This window comes from Variovorax sp. 01N425 (assembly GCF_056399465.1).
This window is the reverse complement of sequence record NZ_JBFTRJ010000006.1, coordinates 245467-262678: the sequence shown is the minus strand read 5'-3', so window position 1 is coordinate 262678 and position 17212 is coordinate 245467. Positions and strand designations below refer to the sequence as shown.

The window sequence follows — 17212 nt, the reverse complement described above, 5'->3', positions numbered from 1 at the left end:
GCGCGTCATTTCTTCTTTGCGGCGGACAGCTCGATGTTCACCCGGCGCTCGCCCTGCGGCGGATTCGGAAAGCCCTGCAGCGCCGCCTCGAACATCACCGGCAGGATGGTCGCGCTGACGTTGTACGGGCCCTCGTTGCGGGCCCGCGTTTCGTAGACCACGCGGTTCGTGCCGATGTCGCGCAGCACGATGCTCACTTCGCGCTCGTACCAGGGATTGGCCGCGGGTGGCATGAAGGCCGGGCCGCCGTACCAGCCGCCGCCGTACCACCGGCGTGCATAGCCGGGATAGCCGTAGCCATAGCCCCAGGGGCCGTCGAAGAGCCATGGATCGGCCCAGGGCGAGAGGCCGGCCGCGACGCGTGCGCCGATCTGCGCGCTGTACTGCGGCCTGGCGTCGTCGCGGCGCAGGCCGACCTTGTCGAGCGCGGCGGCGGCCATGGCCTCGAGCGATTCCTGCCGGGCGAGGTCGGCCTGCTGCGACGGCAGGCGCTCGAAGCGGTAGCTGGCGCCCGGCGCCACGGTGGCGAGCGACGAGAAGCTTTTCACATCGCTGTCGACCACCCAGGAGGTGGCGCAGCCGCTCAGGCTTGCTATCAGAAGAAGAGCTGAAAACGCACGTTTCATGAGGATCTCCGGGCTCCGCGGCCCAAAATTCCCCTGGGTTGCCCGCTCAGCCCTGAAGGATGCGCAGGGCTGCAGGTGCCTGGGAGAGCAGGTCAAAGGAGGGCGTGTCGAAGGCCTTGTCGCCGTCTTCGTCGGCCACGCCGGTCGCCTTCAGACCCTTGAAGTCGTGCTGCGTTCCGTCGAGCAGGTGCGAGGGCACCACGTTCTGCAGCGCGGTGAACATGTTCTCCACGCGGCCGGGGTGCTTCCTGTCCCACTCGCGCAGCATTTCGCCGACCTGCTTGCGCTGCAGGTTTTCCTGGCTGCCGCAGAGCGTGCACGGAATGATCGGGAATTCGCGGTGCTGGGCCCAGCGCACCAGGTCTTTCTCGGCCACGTAGGCGAGCGGGCGGATCACGATGTGCTTGCCGTCGTCGCTCACCAGCTTGGGCGGCATGCTCTTGAGCTTGCCCGCGAAGAACATGTTGAGGAAGAAGGTCTGCAGCATGTCGTCGCGGTGGTGGCCGAGCGCGACCTTGGTGGCGCCCAGTTCGTCCGCCACGCGGTACAGGATGCCGCGGCGCAGCCGGCTGCACAGGCCGCAGGTGGTCTTGCCCTCGGGGATCACGCGCTTGACGATGCTGTAGGTGTCCTGGTTCTCGATGTGGAAGTCCACGCCGAGCTCGCTCAGGTATCTGGGCAGCACCTCTTCGGGGAAGCCGGGCTGCTTCTGGTCGAGGTTGACCGCGACGATGTCGAAGTGGATCGGTGCGCGGGCCCTGAGCTTGAGCAGGATGTCCAGCATGGCGTAGCTGTCCTTCCCGCCCGAGACGCACACCATGACCTTGTCGCCCTCCTCGATCATGTTGTAGTCGACGATGGCGCGGCCGACTTCGCGGCACAGGCGCTTCTCGAGCTTGTGCGTTTCGCGCTCGATCTTCAGGGAATTGGTGGCGGCGCCGGCGACGGGCGCCTCGTCGATCCAGACGGCGTTCATGGGTGGGCTGCTTCGGTCAGGCAAATCGGGGGGAGGAGGGCCCGATTTTGCCTCGGTTCACCATTCCCCGGCTTCCATGCGGATAGCCACCTCGCAGTCGTCGAAGATCTCGAGCTTGGCGATCTTCACCCGCACGCCGACCACGCCGGGCAGCTGCAGCAGGCGCTGCGCGAGCTTGCCGATGAGCGTTTCGAGCAGGTTCACATGCTCGGCCGTGCACTCGTCGATGATGATGCGGCGCACCTTGCGGTAGTCCAGCACGTGGTAGATGTCGTCGTCCTTCGGCAGCAGCGGCTGCGCGCCCAGGTGCAGCTCGGCATCGACCTGGATCGGCTGCGGGGCCGTCTTTTCCTGGTCGAGGATGCCCAGGTTGGCGTCGAAGCGCAGCCCCTGCAGGGTGAGTGTCTGGCGGCCGATCGGGTTGGAGGGCATGGTGGGGCTCACATCAGCGAGAAGTCGCGGTCGAATTTCATGAGGTGCTGGCCGCCGTCCACCACGAGCGTGGTGCCGGTGATCGAGTTGTTCTCCAGCGCGAACTTCACCGTGGCCGCCACGTCGGCCGGCGTGGAAGAGCGGCCCAGCGGCGAGAGCGTGTGCAGCTTCGAGAACCGGTCTTCGTCGAGCATGTGGCTGGGCAGCGTGAGGCCGGGCGCCACGCCCACCACCCGCACGCGCGGCGCCAGCGCCAGGGCCAGCATGGGCGTGGCGGCCTCGAGTGCGGCCTTGGAGAGCGTGTAGCTCAGGAAGTCGGGGTTCGGGTTCCAGAGCTTCTGGTCGAGCATGTGCACGACGGCGCCCTGCGCGTCGCCGCGCAGCGCCAGGTGGTCGTGCAGCGCCTGCGCCAGCATGATGGCCGCACCGGTGTTGCTGCGCGCATGGCGCTCCATGAGCGCGTAGCTGAAGCTCGCGGCGTCGTCGTGTTCGAAGAGCGCTGCGCTGTGGACCACCGCATCGACGCTGCCGAAGTGCGCCGCCACGCGCGGCAGCAGGGCGCGGGTGGCGCCTTCGTCGAGCAGGTCGGCCTCGAAAGGCGCCGAAGTGCCCGACAGGGCCGCGCAATCGGCCGCGGTTTGCTCGGCCTCCCCGCGCGAGCTGCGGTAGTGCACCGCCACCTGCCAGCCGCCGGCGGCCAGCGCCAGCGCGATCTCGCGCCCCAGCCGGCGGCCGGCACCCGTGACGAGGACGGTGCGGCGGGCTGGCGTAACAAGAGGAAGGGGCGCTGTGCTCATGCGGGCAGAGAAGGGAGAATCGGCGGGTGACGACAAAAACGACGACAAACAGTTTACCCATGGCCCTCGACATCCTGATTGCCCGTTCGGTGGAACGGGCGGGCGGATGGATCGGCTTCGACCGCTTCATGGCGCTGGCCCTGTATGCGCCGGGGCTGGGCTACTACGCCAACAGCTCGGCCAAGTTCGGCCACATGCCGTCGTCGGGCAGCGACTTCGTGACGGCGCCGGAGCTCACGCCCATGTTCGGGCAGGCGCTCGCGGCGCAGGTGGCCGAGGCGCTGGAGAAGACCGGCACCGACACGGTCTGGGAGTTCGGCGCCGGCACGGGCGCGCTTGCCGTGCAGCTGCTGCATGCGCTCGACGAGATCGGCCGCGGCGACGTGCGCTACCGCATCGTCGACCTGTCCGGCACCTTGCGCGAGCGCCAGCAGCAGGCGCTGGCGCGCTACACAGACCGCGTCGAATGGCTCGGCGAGCTACCGGAGGCGATGCAGGGCGTGGTGGTCGGCAACGAGGTGCTCGACGCGATGCCGGTGCAGCTCTTGGCCCGCGTGGGCGGCCAGTGGTTCGAGCGCGGCGTGGTGCGCAACGTGCGCGCCGACGGCTGGGCCTGGGCCGACCGCGAGACCGCGCTGCGGCCGCCGTTCGAGGTGCCCGGCGAGCACGACTACCTGACCGAGATCCATCCGCAGGCCGAGGCCTTCGTCGCGACCCTGGCGGACCGCCTGAAGAGCGGCGCGGCCTTCTTCATCGACTATGGTTTTCCGGAGCGCGAGTACTACCACCCGCAGCGCCACATGGGCACCGTGATGTGCCACCGCGCGCACCAGGCCGACGGCGATCCGCTGTCGGATGTGGGCTACAAGGACATCACGGCGCACGTCAATTTCACCGGCATCGCGCTCGCGGGGCAGGAGGCCGGGCTCGAGGTGCTGGGCTACACCAGCCAGGCGAGGTTCCTGCTGAACTGCGGGCTGCTCGAGCGGATGGGGCAGGGCAGCACGGCAGAAAGAGGCATGGCGGCTCGGCTCGTCCATGAGCATGAGATGGGGGAGCTGTTCAAGGTGGTGGGGTTTGCGGTGGGGGAGGGGTGGGAGGCGATGGGGTTTGCTGAAGGGGATCGGAGTCATACGCTCTGACATAAGCAACCAACAAAGATTTCGTTGAGAACCCCCTCACTAAAACCTACATTGGCGCAATGACCGCCCCCCAGCACTTCGAAGTGCGCCCCTTCAACGCCCCCGTGGGCGCAGAAATCGTCGGCCTCGACATCTCGAAGCCCATCAACGACGAAGACTTCGCGCGCATCCACCGCGCGCATCTGGACCACCACGTGCTGGTGTTCCGCAACCAGCAGATCACTCCGGCCGAGCACATCGAATTCAGCCGCCGCTTCGGCCCGCTCGAGATCCATGTGCTGCACCAGTTCCATCTGAAGAACCATCCCGAGATCCTGATCGTCTCCAACATCAAGGAGAACGGCGAGCCCATCGGCCTGGGGGACGCGGGCGTCTATTGGCATTCGGACATCTCGTACAAGCCCCAGCCCAGCCTGGGTTCGCTGCTGCATGCGCAGGAGCTGCCGAGCGAAGGCGGCGACACGCTCTTTGCCGACCAGCATCTTGCGTGGGAAACGCTCTCGCCCGAGCTGCAGCAGCGCATCCTGCCGCTCAAGGCCGAGCACAGCTACCTTGCCAAGTACGAGGCGCTGCGCGCAAAGAACCCTTGGCGGCCCAAGCTCTCGCAGGAGCAGATCGACCAGGTCGCGCCCGCCGTGCAGCCGGTGGTGCGCACGCATCCCGAGACCGGCCGCAAGGCGCTGTTCGTCAGCGAGCATTTCACGACGCGCATCGTCGGCCTGCCGCCGCAGGAGAGCGACGCGCTGCTGGCCGAGCTGTTCGCGCACAGCGTGAAGCCGCAGTTCGTGTACCGCCACCAATGGGCGCCGCACGACCTGGTGTTCTGGGACAACCGCTCGCTGATGCACCTGGCGGCCGGCACGCCGGATCATCTGCGGCGCCGCCTCAATCGCACCACCATCGTGGGCGACACGCCCTTCTGATGGCTTCTTCCTTGGCCCGATGCAGCCGGGTCAACCGGCGCCAGGCTTGCCGCTGCCGCCGCCCTGGCGCAGCGTGCGCAATTCGGCGTTGAGGAATTCGTTGGCGTCCCGCATCGAGCCGTTCGGCATCTTGATCTTGTAGGGCTTGCCCGTCATCTCCGAGCGGGAGGCGCAGCGGTCGATGAAATCTTCCGCCGTGGTGATCTCGTCTTTGAAGTGGTCGAACTTGGCCTGCATGTGCTTGGCGGCATCGGCGGCGTTGTGCTCGTCGCCGTTGCGCATGAAGGTCATCGTCGTCATCTTCGAGACGCGCAGGATCAGCGTGTCGATGAGCTTTTGCTCCGACACGGAAGGGGTGGCCTGGGCCAGCGCGGCCGCAAGGCCGAGCACCAGCGCCAACAGGGCGCGACGCGGAAGTTGAAATGAAGCCATGTGGTCGATGTGGCAATTTCCGGACCATGCTAGGGCGGTGGCCCCATGCGTGTCAAACCGGGCCCGGCTCGGGTCTAATCGCAGTTTTGGCACGCTTGGTTTCCCATGAGCTCTTCCGCCCCCGATCTGCTGTCGATCGCGCATTTACTGGCCGATGCCGCCGCCGCGCAGTCGATGCGCTATTTCCGCACGCCGCTGGACATCATCACCAAGGCCGACGAGAGCCCCGTGACGCTGGCGGACCGCGCCGCCGAGACGGCCATGCGCGAGATCCTTGCCGTGCGCGCCGCCGCGGACGGCATCTTCGGCGAGGAGCACGGCCTCGAGCGGCTCGACGCCGAGCGCGTCTGGGTGCTCGACCCGATCGACGGCACGCGCAGCTTCATCACCGGATCGCCGCTGTGGGGCACGCTGATCGGCGTGCTGCGGGGCTCGCGCGTGGTGCTGGGCATGATCGACATGCCGGTGCTCAAGGAGCGCTGGGTCGGCCAGGCCGGCCAGGGCGCGACGCGCGACGGCCAGCCGGTGCACGCGAGCAGCTGTACCGAGGTGGCCAAGGCGCGCATCGTCACCACCTCGCCCGACATCTTTGCGCCGGCCGACTGGCAGGCCTTCGACCGGCTGAGCCGGCAGTGCGCGATGCGGCGCTTCGGCGGCGACTGCTACGGCTATGCGCAGCTCGCGGGCGGCACCATCGACCTCGTGGTGGAAACCGGCCTGCAGCCCTACGACTACCTGGGCCCGGCGGGCGTGATCGAGGCCGCCGGCGGCGTCATCACCGACTGGCAGGGCCAGCCGCTGGGGCTGGAGTCCGATGGCCGGGTGATTGCGGCCGCAACGCCCGAACTCCACAGGCAGGCGATGGCCATCCTCGCGGCCAGGGCTTGAACCGGCCTAGACTGTTCCCATGATCCGCTGGCTGATCGTCGTCGTCCTTGCCCTGGTGCTCATGAGCGGCCTCACGGCCTGGCTGCGCCGGTTTGGCTTCGGGCGGCTGCCTGGCGATTTCGAATTCCGCGCCTTCGGCCGCGAATGGCAGCTGCCGATCTCGAGCACCCTGGTGCTCAGCATGATCGCGGCGCTGGTGGCGCGCTTCGTCTAGCGCCGTTGTTGATGAACCCGTCCTGAGACCCAGAGAGAAGAACCACGCGATGAGAGCCTGCGTTGACATCGGCGGCACCAAGGTGGCCGTGAGCCTTTCCCCTTCGAGCGATGCGCCGCTGGCCGGCCGCCGCAGCGAGCCGACCGCCAAGACCGGCGACAACGACGCCGTGGCGGTGCAGATCATGCGCATGATCGACGAGGTCTGCGCCGAGCAGGGCATCGCGCCGGCCGACATCGACCGCGTGGGCGTCTCGTCCACCGGCCCCTTCGAGCTGCGCGACGGCATGGTGGAGCTGGCCACGCCCAATATCTGCGGCGGCATTGCGGGCCCGGCGCGCGGCCTGCCCAACAACTGGATGACGGCGATCATCGAAGCCCCGCTGGCCCGGCGCTTTGGCCGCGTGCGGGTCGAGAACGACGCCGTGGCCGCGCTCGAGGCCGAGCGCCACTGGGGCGCGCTGCAGGGCCTGGACCACTGCGCCTACGTCACCTGGAGCACCGGCGTGGGCGTGGGCCTGTGCGTGGACGGCCGTGCGCTGCGCGGCAAGAACGGCAATGCCGGCCATGCGGGCCACAGCTTCGTGGTGGACGACGCCAGCGGTGCGCTCTGCGGCTGCGGCAACCTCGGCGACGTGGAGGCGCTGGTGGCGGGCAACTCCATCGCGCGCCGCTTCGGGCAGCCCGCGCCCGACCTGTTCGCGGCCGCCTCGGACGGCGAGCCGCATGCCGTCGAGATCGTCGATGCGCTGTGCCGCGTGATGGGCCGCATGATCTACAACCTGATTGCCACGCTCGACCTCCAGCGCATCAGCCTGGGCGGCAGCGTGTTCTGGCACCACCGCGACTTCCTGCTGCCGCGGCTGCAGGCGCAGGTCGACGGCAAGCTCAAGCCGCTCACGCGCGGCGTGCTGCTGGTGCCCGCGGGGCTTGGCGAAAAGGTCGGCGACTACGCCGCCCTGGCACTGCTCGACTGAAGCCGGCGCGCCCCGGGCGGCCGTGCGGGAACGGCGAGCGATGCCGGCCGAACCGATAGCGGCGCCGCAGCCGCGCCGGCATCACCGCGGCCCATCAGCGTCTCGACGATCTGGCCGAGGCGGCGCAGGCCCGTGTCGACCGCCTCGCCGTACGGCCAGCCGCAGTTGATGCGCAGGTAGTGGTCGAAGCGCGAGGAGTTGGAGAACAGCGTGCCGGGCGCCACCACGATGCGCTCCGCGAGCGCCGCATCGAAGACCCGCGATGACGACAGGCGCTCGGGCAGCTCGACCCACAGCTGCAGCCCGCCGGGCGGCAGGTTGATGCGCGTGCCCGCCGGAAAGTAGCCGGCGATCGCATCGGCGGTCTGCTCGCGCTGCGTCTTCAGGCAGGTGCGCAGATGGCGCAGGTGGCGGTCGTAGGCGCCGGTGGCCATGAACAGGCCGGCGCCGCTTTGCGAGAGCCCTTCGTTGTTGCGGGTCTGCGCGTACTTGAGCATCTCCACCCGCGCATGCCAGCGGCCGGCCGTGATCCAGCCCAGGCGCAGGCCGGGCGCGAGGATCTTGTGCAGCGAGGCGCAGTGGATCACGTTGCCGCCGGTGTCCCAGGACTTGAGCGCGCGCGGCGGCGTCGGGGCGTCGACCAGCTCGCTGTAGGTGTCGTCCTCGATCAGCGGAATCGCGTGCCGCTCGCACAGCTGCGCGAGCCGCGCCTTGTGGGCGTCGGGCATCACGCTGCCCAGCGGGTTCTGCAGGTGCGGCACCACCACCACGGCCTTGATGTTGTCGTAGGTGCGGATCGCGAGCTCCAGCGCTTCGATCGAGAGGCCGGTCTGCGGGCTGGTCGGGATCTCCAGCGCGCGCATGCCCAGGCTCTCGAGCACCTGCAGCAGGCCGTAGAAGGTGGGCGACTCCACCGCCACCGTGTCGCCCGGCTGCGCCACCGCACGCAGCGCGAGGTTGAGCGCCTCGATGCAGCCGTTGGTGACCAGGATGTCTTCCGGCGAGATCGCCATGCCCACGCGCAGGCTGCGCTGCGCGAGCACCTCGCGGAACTGGCGGTGGCCCTTGAGCGGCGCCGCAATCGTCAGCATGTCGGGCTGCTGGCGCAGCATGCGCGTCATCGCATTGCGCAGCGCCTCGGCCGGATACAGCTCGGGTGCGCCGCGCGCGATGGAAAAGTTGAGCTTCTCGGGAAGCTGCCGGCGGCGCGCCACGAAGTCCGACACCTTGGCGTGGATGCCCACGTACTGCGCCGGGTCGGGCGGCACGCCGGCCGGGGGCTCCTCCATCGGCGCGATGGCGAGGCGCCGCGGCCGGCGCACGAAGTAGCCCGAGCGGTCGCGCGCCTCGACCCAGCCGTCGCTTTCCATCGTGCGGCACAGCTGCAGCGCGGTCGACAGGCTGATGCCGTGCAGGCGCATGAGGCTGCGCAGCGAGGGCAGCTTGTCGCCCTGCTTGAGCGAGCCGGTGTGGATCGCGTCCACGTAGTGCGCTGAGAGCTGGCGGTAGAGCGGTAGCGAATCCATGGCCTCGATGCTCCCCCTGTCGCGCATCCAAAAACAGATGCAGTTGCGAAGGAAAACGACCATAACAGATGCGCCGCGGCCACCGCTGTTCCGGTGCGAATCGCCTGGGTGTGTGCCTGTTTTATGGGCGCCCGAATTCCTACGATGGGCACATCCACTCCAGAAGGCGCGCCATGTCCCCCACCACCCTCGACCGACTGCCCGATACCGTCGTCCTGCAACCGGGCGAGGCCTTGCGCGCGGCGCTCGACCCCGCCACCTGGCTCGAGATGCTGGAGGGCCGCGCGCTGCTCGTGTCGCCGCCCTCATGGTTCGGCGACACCGTGTTCACCGCCAAGACCGTGCTGAACGAGGGCGACGTGCATCGCCTGGAACGCGGCGGCTGGATCGAACTGTCGGCGCTGGCGCCGGTGCGGCTGCGCGTGCATGCGCAGGCACGGCAGCAGACAGCGGCGGTTCGGCCCGCGGAGCCCCGGCCGGTGATGCGGCTGGTGCGGCTTCTGACCGGAAGCTGAGCGGTCGGCTTCCTAGCGCTGGCTTGCGGCGTGGCGCAGCGCCTCCAGGAAGCTGCGCCGCCACCAGTGGATGTCCTGCTCGCGGATGCGCGACAGCAGCTTCTGGTGCCGCTCGCGCCGCTCCTCGAGCGGCATCTGCAGCGCCTGCTGCACCGTTTCGGCCGTGCCGTGCGTGTCGTAGGGGTTCACCAGCAGTGCTTCCTTCAGCTGCTCGGCCGCGCCGGCAAAGCGCGACAGCACCAGCACGCCCGGGTCGGCCGGGTCCTGCGCCGCGATGTATTCCTTGGCGACCAGGTTCATGCCGTCGCGCAGCGGCGTCACCAGCCCGACCGCGGCCGCGCGGCACAGCCCCGGCACACGCTTGCGCGCCACCATGCGGTGGATGTAGCGCACCGGCATCCAGTCGAGCTCGCCGTAGTCGCCGTTGATGGCACCGCACAGCGCTTCGAGCTCGCGCCGGATGTCGCCGTAGGCATCGACCGTCTCGCGCGTGGGCGAGGCGATCTGGATCAGCGTGGCGCTGCGGCGATTCTCGGGGTAGTTGGCGAGCAGCTCGCGGAAGGCGCGCACGCGCTGGGGAATGCCCTTGGAGTAGTCGAGCCGGTCGATGCCCAAGAGCAGCCGGCGCTGGGAATACTCGCGCTTCATGGTCTCGAACATGTCGCGCGATTCCTTCGCGTGCGTGAGCGCCGCGAATTCGTCGACGTCGATGCCGATCGGAAAGGCGCTGCAGCGCACCGTCTGGCCGTAGGCGCGGTACATCTCGTCGCCCAGGTATTCGCCATGCGCCTCGTTGCGCACGTAGTGTTCGAAATGCTGCACGTCCTGCTGCGCCTGGAAGCCGATCAGGTCGTAGGCGAACAGCGAGCGCATGAGCCACTCGTGCTGCGGAACGGCCGCGATGATGATCTGCGGCGGCAGCGGAATGTGCAGGAAGAAGCCGATGCGCTGCCTGCAGCCCATGCCGCGCAGCTCGGCCGCGAGCGGCATCAGGTGGTAGTCGTGGATCCAGATGATGTCGTCATCCTTCAGCAGCGGCTTGAGCTTGCGCGCGAACAGCTGGTTCACGCGCCGGTAGCCGCCGATGAAGCCGGCTTCGAAGTGGGCGAGGTCGAGGCGGTTGTGGAACACCGGCCACAGCACGTCGTTGCTGTAGCCCAGGTAGTAGCTGTCGTGGTCCTCGCGGCCGAGGTCGATGGTGGCCAGCGTGACCTTGCCGGCCTGCAGCATGTGCAGCTCGCCTTCGCCCGTGGGGCCGTTCTCGACGATCTGGCCGCTCCAGCCGAACCACATGCCACCGCTTTGCTGCAGGCTCTCGCCGAGCGCCACGGCCAGGCCGCCCGCGGCAGGCTTGCGCGGGTCGGCCACGCGGTTGGAGACGACAACGAGGCGACTCATTGGTGCACCCCTGGCGCTGCGCGCCTCCCCGCCAAGCGGGGGCGAGCTTGCTTGGGGCGGCCCGGCGCGGCGCTCATATGCACGAGTCCCACGGCGCCGACAGCCGCACAGCGGCATTGATGATGCCGACCATCGAGTAGGTCTGCGGAAAGTTGCCCCACATCTCGCCCGTGACCGGGTGCGTGTCTTCCGACAGCAGGCCGAGCGGGTTGCGCGCCGCCAGCATGGTCTCGAAGATCTGGCGCGCCTCGGCCTTGCGGCCGATCTTGGCGAGCGCGTCGATGCGCCAGAAGGTGCAGATGTTGAAGGCGGTCTCGGGCTTGCCGAAGTCGTCGGCCGCCTCGTAGCGGCGCATGTACGGGCCGTCGCAGAGCGACTTTTCCATGGCGTCGACAGTCGAGATGAAGCGCGGGTCGCGCGCGTCGATCAACCCCACCTCCACCATCAGCAGGATGCTGGCGTCCAGTTCATGGCCGCCGAAGCTTTCGGCAAAGGCCTGGCGCTCCTCGCACCACGACTTGGCCAGAATCTCTTCTTTCATGCGCGCGGCGTGGCCGTGCCAGTAGGCGGCGCGTTCGGGCAGCGCCAGCGCGCGCGCGATCTTGGCGAGCCGGTCGCAGGCGGCCCAGCTCATGAGCGCGGAGCTGGTGTGCACGCGGGCGCGGGTGCGCAGCTCCCACATGCCCGCATCGGGCGTGCCGTAGACGCGGATCGCCTGCTCGCCCACGGCCTCGAGGTGCGGAAACTCGGCCCGGCCCGCGCGCGCGAGCAGCCGGTGGTCGTGGAAGGCCTGCGCCGCGCCGAGCACGATGTTGCCGTAGACGTCGTGCTGGAAGTGCTCCTGCGCCTGGTTGCCCACGCGCACCGGCCCCATGCCGCGGTAGCCCGCGAGGTTCTCGACCATCGACTCGGGCAGCTCGCGCTCCAGACCGATGCCGTACAGCGGCTGGATGTGCTCGCCGTGCGAGCCGATCACCACGTTGCCGAGCCAGCGCAGGTAGTCTTCCATGGTGCCCACCTCGCTCAGCGAATTGAGCGCGCGCACCACGAAGAAGGCATCGCGCAGCCAGCAGTAGCGGTAGTCCCAGTTGCGCTGGCTGCCCGGCGCCTCGGGAATGCTGGTGGTCATGGCGGCGACGATGGCGCCGGTGTCCTCGTAGAGCGAGAGCTTGAGCGTGATGGCCGCGCGGATCACCGCGTCCTGGTATTCGAACGGAATCGCGAGCCGCTTGCTCCAGGTGCGCCAGTAGGAAATGGTCTCCTGCTCGAAGCTGCGCGCGGTGTCGGCAATGCCGTCGAGCAGGGTTTCGTCGACGCCGAACATGAAGTTGTATTCGCGCGAGATCACGAAGGGCTGGCGCGAAAGGATGTGCGAGATCGATGCGTCGGTGTTGAGCCGCAGTGTCACGTCGGGCCCCACGTAGCGGATGTGGTTGCTGCCGCGCGTGACCTCCAGCGGCCCCGAGGCGCCCCACTGGAAGCGCGGATCGAGCGCCACGCGGATGCGCGGCGCGCCGGCAATCGGCCGCACGCGGCGCACCATCATCAGCGGCCGGAAGTAGCGCGAGCGGCTGTAGAAGCGCGGCGCGAAGTCGGTGATCTCGATGCCCTGGCCGGCGCTGTCGAACAGCTGCGTGCGCAGCACCGCGGTATTGGGTTCGTACCACTGCTTGCTCGAGGCGAAGTCCTCGATCTCGATGGCCCAGGCGCCGGCCTCCTCGCCCGGGTGCAGCAGCGCGTTGAAGACCGGGTCGCCGTCGAAGCGCGGCAGGCAGCACCACACGGCGCGCCCGCGTGCATCGATGAGCGCGCTGTAGGCGCAGTTGCCGATCACGCCCACGTTGAGCGAGGGTTCGGCCGGCGGCCCGAAGCCGCGCGGCGCACCGGAAGCCGCAACGCGCGGGTCGACCGGCGCCTGGTCGGCGGGCCCGGCTGCCCCGGAAATGGACAGGCCCGCGCGGTCCTCGGGTGCTTTCGACAATTGCAGCTCGCTCATCCATCGCTCCTCGGGGATTCGTTTTTCTTGTGGGCCGGCGCGGCCAGCTGGTCGCGCAGCTGCACCAGCCATTCGAACACCGCGCGCGGCGATTCGAGCCGGTGCAGCGCCAGGCTCGGGCCCGAGCCGACCTTGATGCCAACGCCGCCGCGCGGCTGCACCACCGCGAAGCCGCTCTCGTCGGTGGTGTCGTCGCCGGCAAAGACCGGCAGGCGCCCGGCGAACGGCGCCTCCGTCATGAAGGCCTCGATGGCGATGCCCTTGTTGACCCCGGTGGGCTTGACCTCGAACACGAACTTGCCGTGCAGCAGCTCGAGCAGCGGCCGGCCCGCAATGGCGCGCGACATGGCGTCGCGGCACACGGCCTCCAGCTGCGGTGCGAGCCGGTAGTGCAGCGCAATGGCTGCGTGCTTGCGCTCGACCAGCAGGCCTTCATGCACGCGGGCCAGCTCGTTGGCGATGTCCAGGATGGGCGCGAGATCGGGCGCGTGCTGCTCCTGCATGCGGCCCTGCGCGTCGCGCCGCTGCACGCCGTGCTCGCCCGCGGCGGGCAGGCGCAGCGGCGCGAGGAAGCGGTCGATGGCATCGATCTGGCGGCCCGACACCACGGCCAGCGCGCCGCCGAGCTGGTCGCGCAGGTCTTCGAGCAGGCCCTCCAGGGCGGGAGGAATCTCGATCGCCTCGGGGGTGGGTGCGAGCGCGACCAGCGTGCCGTCGAAGTCGAGAAAGAGGGCGGTATCTCGGCCCAACGGAGGCGGCGACTGGGAGGACATTGGCATTGGTGAAAACCATAGCACGGACCCGGCCATTCCCGTGTCGGCCAAAGTCGGACGTATGCGGCGGCGGAGCTTCAGCCCGGCAAGGCGGCCACCGCCTCCACGCGTGCGCGGTGGATCGCCTCGCCGATCTGCGGCCCGGCGGCGCCGGATTGCTGCGCCGCGCGCGCCACGGCCTCGGTGGGCACGCCCGCGGCGGTGGCGAGCACGGCAAGCAGCCGCTCGCGCTGCGGATAGGGCCGGTCCTCGAAGCCGAGCCGGCCGCGCGCATCGCATTCGCAGGCCAGCAGCACGTCGGCAAAGCGCGCCGGCTTGCGAAACGCATCGCAGCGCTCCAGCAGGCGCACCAGCGCCGCGGCCGCGAGTTCGCCGCTGCGGTGGATGTTGCCGTGTTCGCGCGCCACCACCTCGGCGAGCTCGCGGATCTCGACCGGCACGCGCCAGCGGTCGCACACCGCGTGCAGCAGTTCGGCGCTGCGCTTCTCGTGGCCGATGTGGCGCGGCAGCAGCCCAGGCTCGGTCGTGCCCTTGCCGAGGTCATGCATCAGGCAGGCGAAGCGCACCGGCAGCGAGGCCTCGAGCCTGGCGCTGGTGTCGATGACCATCATCAGGTGCACGCCGCAGTCGACTTCGGGGTGGTGGGCCTCGGGCTGCGGCACGCCCCAGAGCCGGTCGACCTCCGGCAGCAGCACCGCCAGCGCGCCGCAGGCACGCAGCACCTCGAACATGCGCGACGGGCGGGTTTCCATCAGCCCGCGCGAGAGCTCCTGCCAGACGCGCTCGGGCACCAGCGCATCGGCTTCGCCGGCTTGGACCATCTCGCGCATCAGCGCCATGGTCTCGGGCGCCACCGAGAAATCGTCGAAGCGGGCCGCAAAGCGCGCCACCCGCAGGATGCGCACCGGGTCTTCGCGAAAGGCGTCCGTGACGTGCCGCAGCAGCTTTTGCTCGAGGTCGCGCCGGCCATGGAAGGGGTCGGCGAGCTTGCCGGCGTCGGGCTCGAAGCGGCCGTCGGTGCCCACGAATTCGGCAGGCAGCGCGATCGCGTTGACCGTGAGGTCGCGCCGCGCCAGGTCCTGCTCGAGCGTGACGTCGGGCGAGGCGTGCACGGTGAAGCCGCGATAGCCGGGCGCGCTCTTGCGCTCGGTGCGGGCCAGCGCGTATTCCTCGCGGGTCTGCGGATGCAGGAACACCGGAAAGTCGCGCCCCACGGGCAGGTAGCCGCGCGCCGCCATTTCCTCGGGCGTGGCGCCCACCACCAGCCAGTCGTGGTCCGACACCGGCCGCCCCAGCAGCCGGTCGCGCAGCGCGCCGCCGACGAGATAGGTTTTCATGCGCCCAGTGTAGGGATTACTCCAGTTGGAAAAAATAGAACGACCGTTCGATAATTTTCAGGCGAACCGCAGGATCGTTCGCCGATTTGCCCGAAAGGTAGCCGCTGTCGCAGTGGAGGCCGCGCGCTGCAGATTTTTAAACCAAAAGGAGTAATCACGTCATGAAGAAAACAATGCTTGCGCTGACCGCAGTGGGCGCGCTGGCGTCCGGAAGCGCGTGGGCGCAGAACGCTGGAGACTGGGTGGTCGGCGCGGGTTGGCTTCATTTTGCGCCGCAGGACTCGAGCAAGCCGCTCACGCTGACGGCGCCGGTGCGCAGCGTGCTGGCGGGGTCGGGCGCATCGATCAGCGATTCGGACACGCTGGGCTTGAGCGCGGTCTATTTCGTCGACAGCCACTGGGCTGTCGAGGGCGTGTTCGGCATTCCGCCGAAGTTCAAGCTCAACGGCACCGGCACGCTGGGCCGCGTGGGCGAGCTGGGCCAAGCGCGCCAGTGGAGCCCCACCATTCTTGGCAAGTACTACTTCAACGAGGGCAACGCGGCCCTCCGCCCGTTCGTGGGCCTGGGCGCGACCTATGTCTGGTACAGCGACATCGAGCTGACGCCGGGGCTGCAGGGCGCGCTGGGCAGCCAGCTGCGCCAGCGGCCGCTCTCCACCTCGACCACCGCCAAGCTCGACAGCTCGTTCGCGCCCGTGCTCAATGCCGGCGTGGCCTACCAGATCGACAAGCACTGGGGCGTGTCGTTCTCGGTCTCCTACATTCCGCTGAAGACCAAGGCCAAGCTCACGACCACCACGATCACCGGGCTGCCGATTGCCACCAGCGAGGCCAGGCTCAAGCTGAACCCGATCGTGACCTACCTCTCGGCGACCTACCGCTTCTGAGGCGGCGGGATTCTTCGAGGAGCCTCAGCGCGCCGTGCGGTAGGGCTCGTTGAACGCCACGAAGTCCTTCTCGGCCAGGGCATCGTCGATCCATGCCTTGACGCCGGGGAGCGCCTGCACGCGCTCGATGTAGGCGCTGATGGCCGGCGGCACCGGCAGGCCGTAGGTCTTGATGCGCGTGCCCACCGGCGCGAAGTAGCTGTCGGCAATGCTGAAGCCGCCGAACAGCAGCGGGCCGCCGTGGGCATCGAGCAGGCCGCTCCACATCTGCACGATGCGGTCGAGGTCGGCCTGCAGGGCGGGGTTGTCCTTCAGGAGCCGTGCGCCGACCTCGGCGAGCGAGGCCTCGATGTTCATGGGACAGAGGCTGCGCAGCTTGCCGAAGCCCGCATGCATCTCGGCGCAGATGCTGCGCGCGCGGGCCCGCTCGGCCGCGGCGCGGGGCCACAGCTGCTTCTCGGGAAAGGTCTCGGCCAGGTATTCGGCAATGGCGAGCGTGTCCCACACCACCAGCTCGCCGTCCACCAGCGCCGGCACCTCGGCCACCGGGTTGATCGCGCCCATGGTCTTCTTGAAGTGCGAGTCGGGCGCGAAGGAGTCGAAGCGGACCTTCACCTCTTCGAACGGGATGCCGGCCTGCTTCATGAGCACCCAGGGCCGCATGGACCAGGACGAGTAGTTCTTGTTGCCGATGTAGAGCTTGCGCATGGTGCGATCCTGCGGTTGGGATGAGAGAGAAAAACCTTCGATGCTAGCCGGGCCGCATCCGCCAATTGATGCCGAAATGCGGCCGGATTGATGCGCTACCGCGGCTGCTCGTCTTCAGGCGAGGCGATCACGCGCGGCGCCGCGCCGGCCTGGTCTTTTTCTTCGCCGTGCGGCGGCCCGACCATGCGCTCGACCAGGTCCACCAGCCGCGGCACCAGCGCGAGCACGGCCAGCGCCAGCAATGCGCTCAGGATGGCGGTGACTTCGCGGCCGAGGCCGCAGGCCATGCCGATGGCGGCCGTCATCCACAGCCCGGCGGCGGTGGTGAGGCCCTGCACATGGTGCTCGTCCTTGCCGCGCTTGAGGATGGTGCCGGCGCAGAGAAAGCCCACGCCCGCCACCAGGCCCTGGATCACCCGGCTCATGTCGGCCGGCTCGATGCCCGTCTGCTGCGGAATCAGCACGAACAGCGCCGAGCCGATGGCCACCAGCATGTGGGTGCGCACGCCCGCCGCCTTGCCCTGCTGCTCGCGCTCGAAGCCGAGCATGAACCCGATCACGGCCGCGAGCATCAGCCGAACGACGATGCGCGTGAGCTGCGCGGCGTCGCCCACGTCCGAGAATTCGGCCGCTACGGTGTCGAGCACCTGGCCGCCCCAGCTCATG

The 17212-nt window shown here is 68.9% G+C and carries 19 protein-coding genes; 7 read left to right on the top strand and 12 right to left on the bottom strand.

The window, feature by feature from the left end:
• Nucleotides 1–5: 5 nt before the first annotated feature.
• Genes AC1DSC_RS13130 through AC1DSC_RS13115 form a run of 4 tightly spaced genes read right to left on the bottom strand, consistent with a single transcriptional unit; the run spans nt 6 to nt 2831 of the window.
• Nucleotides 6–626, bottom strand: coding sequence for a DUF4136 domain-containing protein (locus AC1DSC_RS13130; RefSeq protein WP_018903622.1), 621 nt, complete (start codon nt 624–626; stop codon nt 6–8).
• Nucleotides 627–672: 46 nt separating this feature from the next.
• A complete protein-coding gene (ttcA, locus tag AC1DSC_RS13125; RefSeq protein WP_018903621.1) occupies nt 673–1602 on the bottom strand; it encodes a tRNA 2-thiocytidine(32) synthetase TtcA in 930 nt (309 codons plus the stop codon).
• A 57-nt stretch (nt 1603–1659) separates the two neighbouring features.
• Nucleotides 1660–2034: a dihydroneopterin aldolase gene (locus AC1DSC_RS13120; protein ID WP_012746124.1), complete on the bottom strand. Its 375-nt coding sequence runs from the start codon at nt 2032–2034 to the stop codon at nt 1660–1662.
• A gap of 8 nt (nt 2035–2042) precedes the next feature.
• Entirely contained in the window at nt 2043–2831 is a 789-nt protein-coding gene (locus AC1DSC_RS13115; protein ID WP_436287287.1) for an SDR family oxidoreductase, read from the bottom strand.
• A 59-nt stretch (nt 2832–2890) separates the two neighbouring features.
• Here AC1DSC_RS13115 and AC1DSC_RS13110 point away from each other — a divergent pair, with 59 nt between their 5' ends.
• On the top strand, nt 2891–3973 hold the full coding sequence (locus tag AC1DSC_RS13110; RefSeq protein WP_012746126.1) for a class I SAM-dependent methyltransferase: 1083 nt from the start codon (nt 2891–2893) through the stop codon (nt 3971–3973).
• Between the two features lie 59 nt (nt 3974–4032).
• Nucleotides 4033–4896, top strand: coding sequence for a TauD/TfdA dioxygenase family protein (locus AC1DSC_RS13105; protein WP_062363122.1), 864 nt, complete (start codon nt 4033–4035; stop codon nt 4894–4896).
• A gap of 30 nt (nt 4897–4926) precedes the next feature.
• On the opposite strand, the gene AC1DSC_RS13100 is transcribed toward AC1DSC_RS13105, so the two are convergent.
• Nucleotides 4927–5328: a DUF5329 family protein gene (locus AC1DSC_RS13100; RefSeq protein WP_018903616.1), complete on the bottom strand. Its 402-nt coding sequence runs from the start codon at nt 5326–5328 to the stop codon at nt 4927–4929.
• A gap of 105 nt (nt 5329–5433) precedes the next feature.
• Between AC1DSC_RS13100 and hisN the strand changes: the two genes are divergently transcribed.
• The 3 genes from hisN to AC1DSC_RS13085 are packed head-to-tail and all read left to right on the top strand — an operon-like array spanning nt 5434 to nt 7406.
• A complete protein-coding gene (gene hisN / locus AC1DSC_RS13095; protein ID WP_278877402.1) occupies nt 5434–6216 on the top strand; it encodes a histidinol-phosphatase in 783 nt (260 codons plus the stop codon).
• A gap of 19 nt (nt 6217–6235) precedes the next feature.
• Complete coding sequence (locus AC1DSC_RS13090) at nt 6236–6430, top strand: DUF2905 domain-containing protein (RefSeq protein ID WP_012746130.1); 195 nt, start codon at nt 6236–6238, stop codon at nt 6428–6430.
• Nucleotides 6431–6479: 49 nt separating this feature from the next.
• Nucleotides 6480–7406 (top strand): ROK family protein, encoded by a 927-nt coding sequence (locus AC1DSC_RS13085; protein WP_012746131.1) that lies wholly within the window; start codon nt 6480–6482, stop codon nt 7404–7406.
• Here the strand turns inward: AC1DSC_RS13085 and AC1DSC_RS13080 are convergent.
• Nucleotides 7379–8932 (bottom strand): aminotransferase-like domain-containing protein, encoded by a 1554-nt coding sequence (locus AC1DSC_RS13080; RefSeq protein WP_436287288.1) that lies wholly within the window; start codon nt 8930–8932, stop codon nt 7379–7381. The genes AC1DSC_RS13085 and AC1DSC_RS13080 overlap by 28 nt on opposite strands.
• Before the next feature lie 173 nt (nt 8933–9105).
• On the opposite strand from AC1DSC_RS13080, the gene AC1DSC_RS13075 reads away from it, so the two are divergent.
• A complete protein-coding gene (locus AC1DSC_RS13075; RefSeq protein WP_018903613.1) occupies nt 9106–9447 on the top strand; it encodes a hypothetical protein in 342 nt (113 codons plus the stop codon).
• Nucleotides 9448–9459: 12 nt separating this feature from the next.
• Here the strand turns inward: AC1DSC_RS13075 and otsA are convergent, their stop codons facing one another.
• The 4 genes from otsA to AC1DSC_RS13055 form a co-directional block, all read right to left on the bottom strand.
• On the bottom strand, nt 9460–10845 hold the full coding sequence (otsA, locus tag AC1DSC_RS13070; RefSeq protein WP_018903612.1) for an alpha,alpha-trehalose-phosphate synthase (UDP-forming): 1386 nt from the start codon (nt 10843–10845) through the stop codon (nt 9460–9462).
• 73 nt (nt 10846–10918) lie between these two features.
• Entirely contained in the window at nt 10919–12841 is a 1923-nt protein-coding gene (locus tag AC1DSC_RS13065; protein WP_307593759.1) for a glycoside hydrolase family 15 protein, read from the bottom strand.
• A complete protein-coding gene (gene otsB, locus AC1DSC_RS13060; protein ID WP_478131820.1) occupies nt 12838–13620 on the bottom strand; it encodes a trehalose-phosphatase in 783 nt (260 codons plus the stop codon). The genes AC1DSC_RS13065 and otsB overlap by 4 nt, the downstream gene beginning before the upstream one ends.
• Before the next feature lie 71 nt (nt 13621–13691).
• Nucleotides 13692–14951, bottom strand: a complete 1260-nt coding sequence (locus tag AC1DSC_RS13055; RefSeq protein WP_018903610.1) for a multifunctional CCA addition/repair protein — start codon at nt 14949–14951, stop codon at nt 13692–13694.
• Nucleotides 14952–15112: 161 nt separating this feature from the next.
• Here AC1DSC_RS13055 and AC1DSC_RS13050 point away from each other — a divergent pair, with 161 nt between their 5' ends.
• Nucleotides 15113–15838, top strand: a complete 726-nt coding sequence (locus tag AC1DSC_RS13050; RefSeq protein ID WP_012746138.1) for an OmpW/AlkL family protein — start codon at nt 15113–15115, stop codon at nt 15836–15838.
• Between the two features lie 24 nt (nt 15839–15862).
• Here the strand turns inward: AC1DSC_RS13050 and AC1DSC_RS13045 are convergent, their stop codons facing one another.
• Nucleotides 15863–16546 (bottom strand): glutathione S-transferase family protein, encoded by a 684-nt coding sequence (locus tag AC1DSC_RS13045; protein WP_018903609.1) that lies wholly within the window; start codon nt 16544–16546, stop codon nt 15863–15865.
• A 95-nt stretch (nt 16547–16641) separates the two neighbouring features.
• On the bottom strand, nt 16642–17211 hold the full coding sequence (locus AC1DSC_RS13040; protein WP_012746140.1) for an MgtC/SapB family protein: 570 nt from the start codon (nt 17209–17211) through the stop codon (nt 16642–16644).
• Nucleotide 17212 lies beyond the last annotated feature (1 nt).

Excerpts from the sequence above, each read along its gene's own strand:
- AC1DSC_RS13130 (WP_018903622.1), bottom strand. The coding sequence starts at position 626 with ATGAAACGTGCGTTTTCAGCTCTTCTTCTGATAGCAAGCCTGAGCGGC.
- ttcA (WP_018903621.1), bottom strand. The coding sequence starts at position 1,602 with ATGAACGCCGTCTGGATCGACGAGGCGCCCGTCGCCGGCGCCGCCACC.
- AC1DSC_RS13120 (WP_012746124.1), bottom strand. The coding sequence starts at position 2,034 with ATGCCCTCCAACCCGATCGGCCGCCAGACACTCACCCTGCAGGGGCTG.
- AC1DSC_RS13115 (WP_436287287.1), bottom strand. The coding sequence starts at position 2,831 with ATGAGCACAGCGCCCCTTCCTCTTGTTACGCCAGCCCGCCGCACCGTC.
- AC1DSC_RS13110 (WP_012746126.1), top strand. The coding sequence starts at position 2,891 with ATGGCCCTCGACATCCTGATTGCCCGTTCGGTGGAACGGGCGGGCGGA.
- AC1DSC_RS13105 (WP_062363122.1), top strand. The coding sequence starts at position 4,033 with ATGACCGCCCCCCAGCACTTCGAAGTGCGCCCCTTCAACGCCCCCGTG.
- AC1DSC_RS13100 (WP_018903616.1), bottom strand. The coding sequence starts at position 5,328 with ATGGCTTCATTTCAACTTCCGCGTCGCGCCCTGTTGGCGCTGGTGCTC.
- hisN (WP_278877402.1), top strand. The coding sequence starts at position 5,434 with ATGAGCTCTTCCGCCCCCGATCTGCTGTCGATCGCGCATTTACTGGCC.
- AC1DSC_RS13090 (WP_012746130.1), top strand. The coding sequence starts at position 6,236 with ATGATCCGCTGGCTGATCGTCGTCGTCCTTGCCCTGGTGCTCATGAGC.
- AC1DSC_RS13085 (WP_012746131.1), top strand. The coding sequence starts at position 6,480 with ATGAGAGCCTGCGTTGACATCGGCGGCACCAAGGTGGCCGTGAGCCTT.
- AC1DSC_RS13080 (WP_436287288.1), bottom strand. The coding sequence starts at position 8,932 with ATGGATTCGCTACCGCTCTACCGCCAGCTCTCAGCGCACTACGTGGAC.
- AC1DSC_RS13075 (WP_018903613.1), top strand. The coding sequence starts at position 9,106 with ATGTCCCCCACCACCCTCGACCGACTGCCCGATACCGTCGTCCTGCAA.
- otsA (WP_018903612.1), bottom strand. The coding sequence starts at position 10,845 with ATGAGTCGCCTCGTTGTCGTCTCCAACCGCGTGGCCGACCCGCGCAAG.
- AC1DSC_RS13065 (WP_307593759.1), bottom strand. The coding sequence starts at position 12,841 with ATGAGCGAGCTGCAATTGTCGAAAGCACCCGAGGACCGCGCGGGCCTG.
- otsB (WP_478131820.1), bottom strand. The coding sequence starts at position 13,620 with ATGCCAATGTCCTCCCAGTCGCCGCCTCCGTTGGGCCGAGATACCGCC.
- AC1DSC_RS13055 (WP_018903610.1), bottom strand. The coding sequence starts at position 14,951 with ATGAAAACCTATCTCGTCGGCGGCGCGCTGCGCGACCGGCTGCTGGGG.
- AC1DSC_RS13050 (WP_012746138.1), top strand. The coding sequence starts at position 15,113 with ATGAAGAAAACAATGCTTGCGCTGACCGCAGTGGGCGCGCTGGCGTCC.
- AC1DSC_RS13045 (WP_018903609.1), bottom strand. The coding sequence starts at position 16,546 with ATGCGCAAGCTCTACATCGGCAACAAGAACTACTCGTCCTGGTCCATG.
- AC1DSC_RS13040 (WP_012746140.1), bottom strand. The coding sequence starts at position 17,211 with ATGAGCTGGGGCGGCCAGGTGCTCGACACCGTAGCGGCCGAATTCTCG.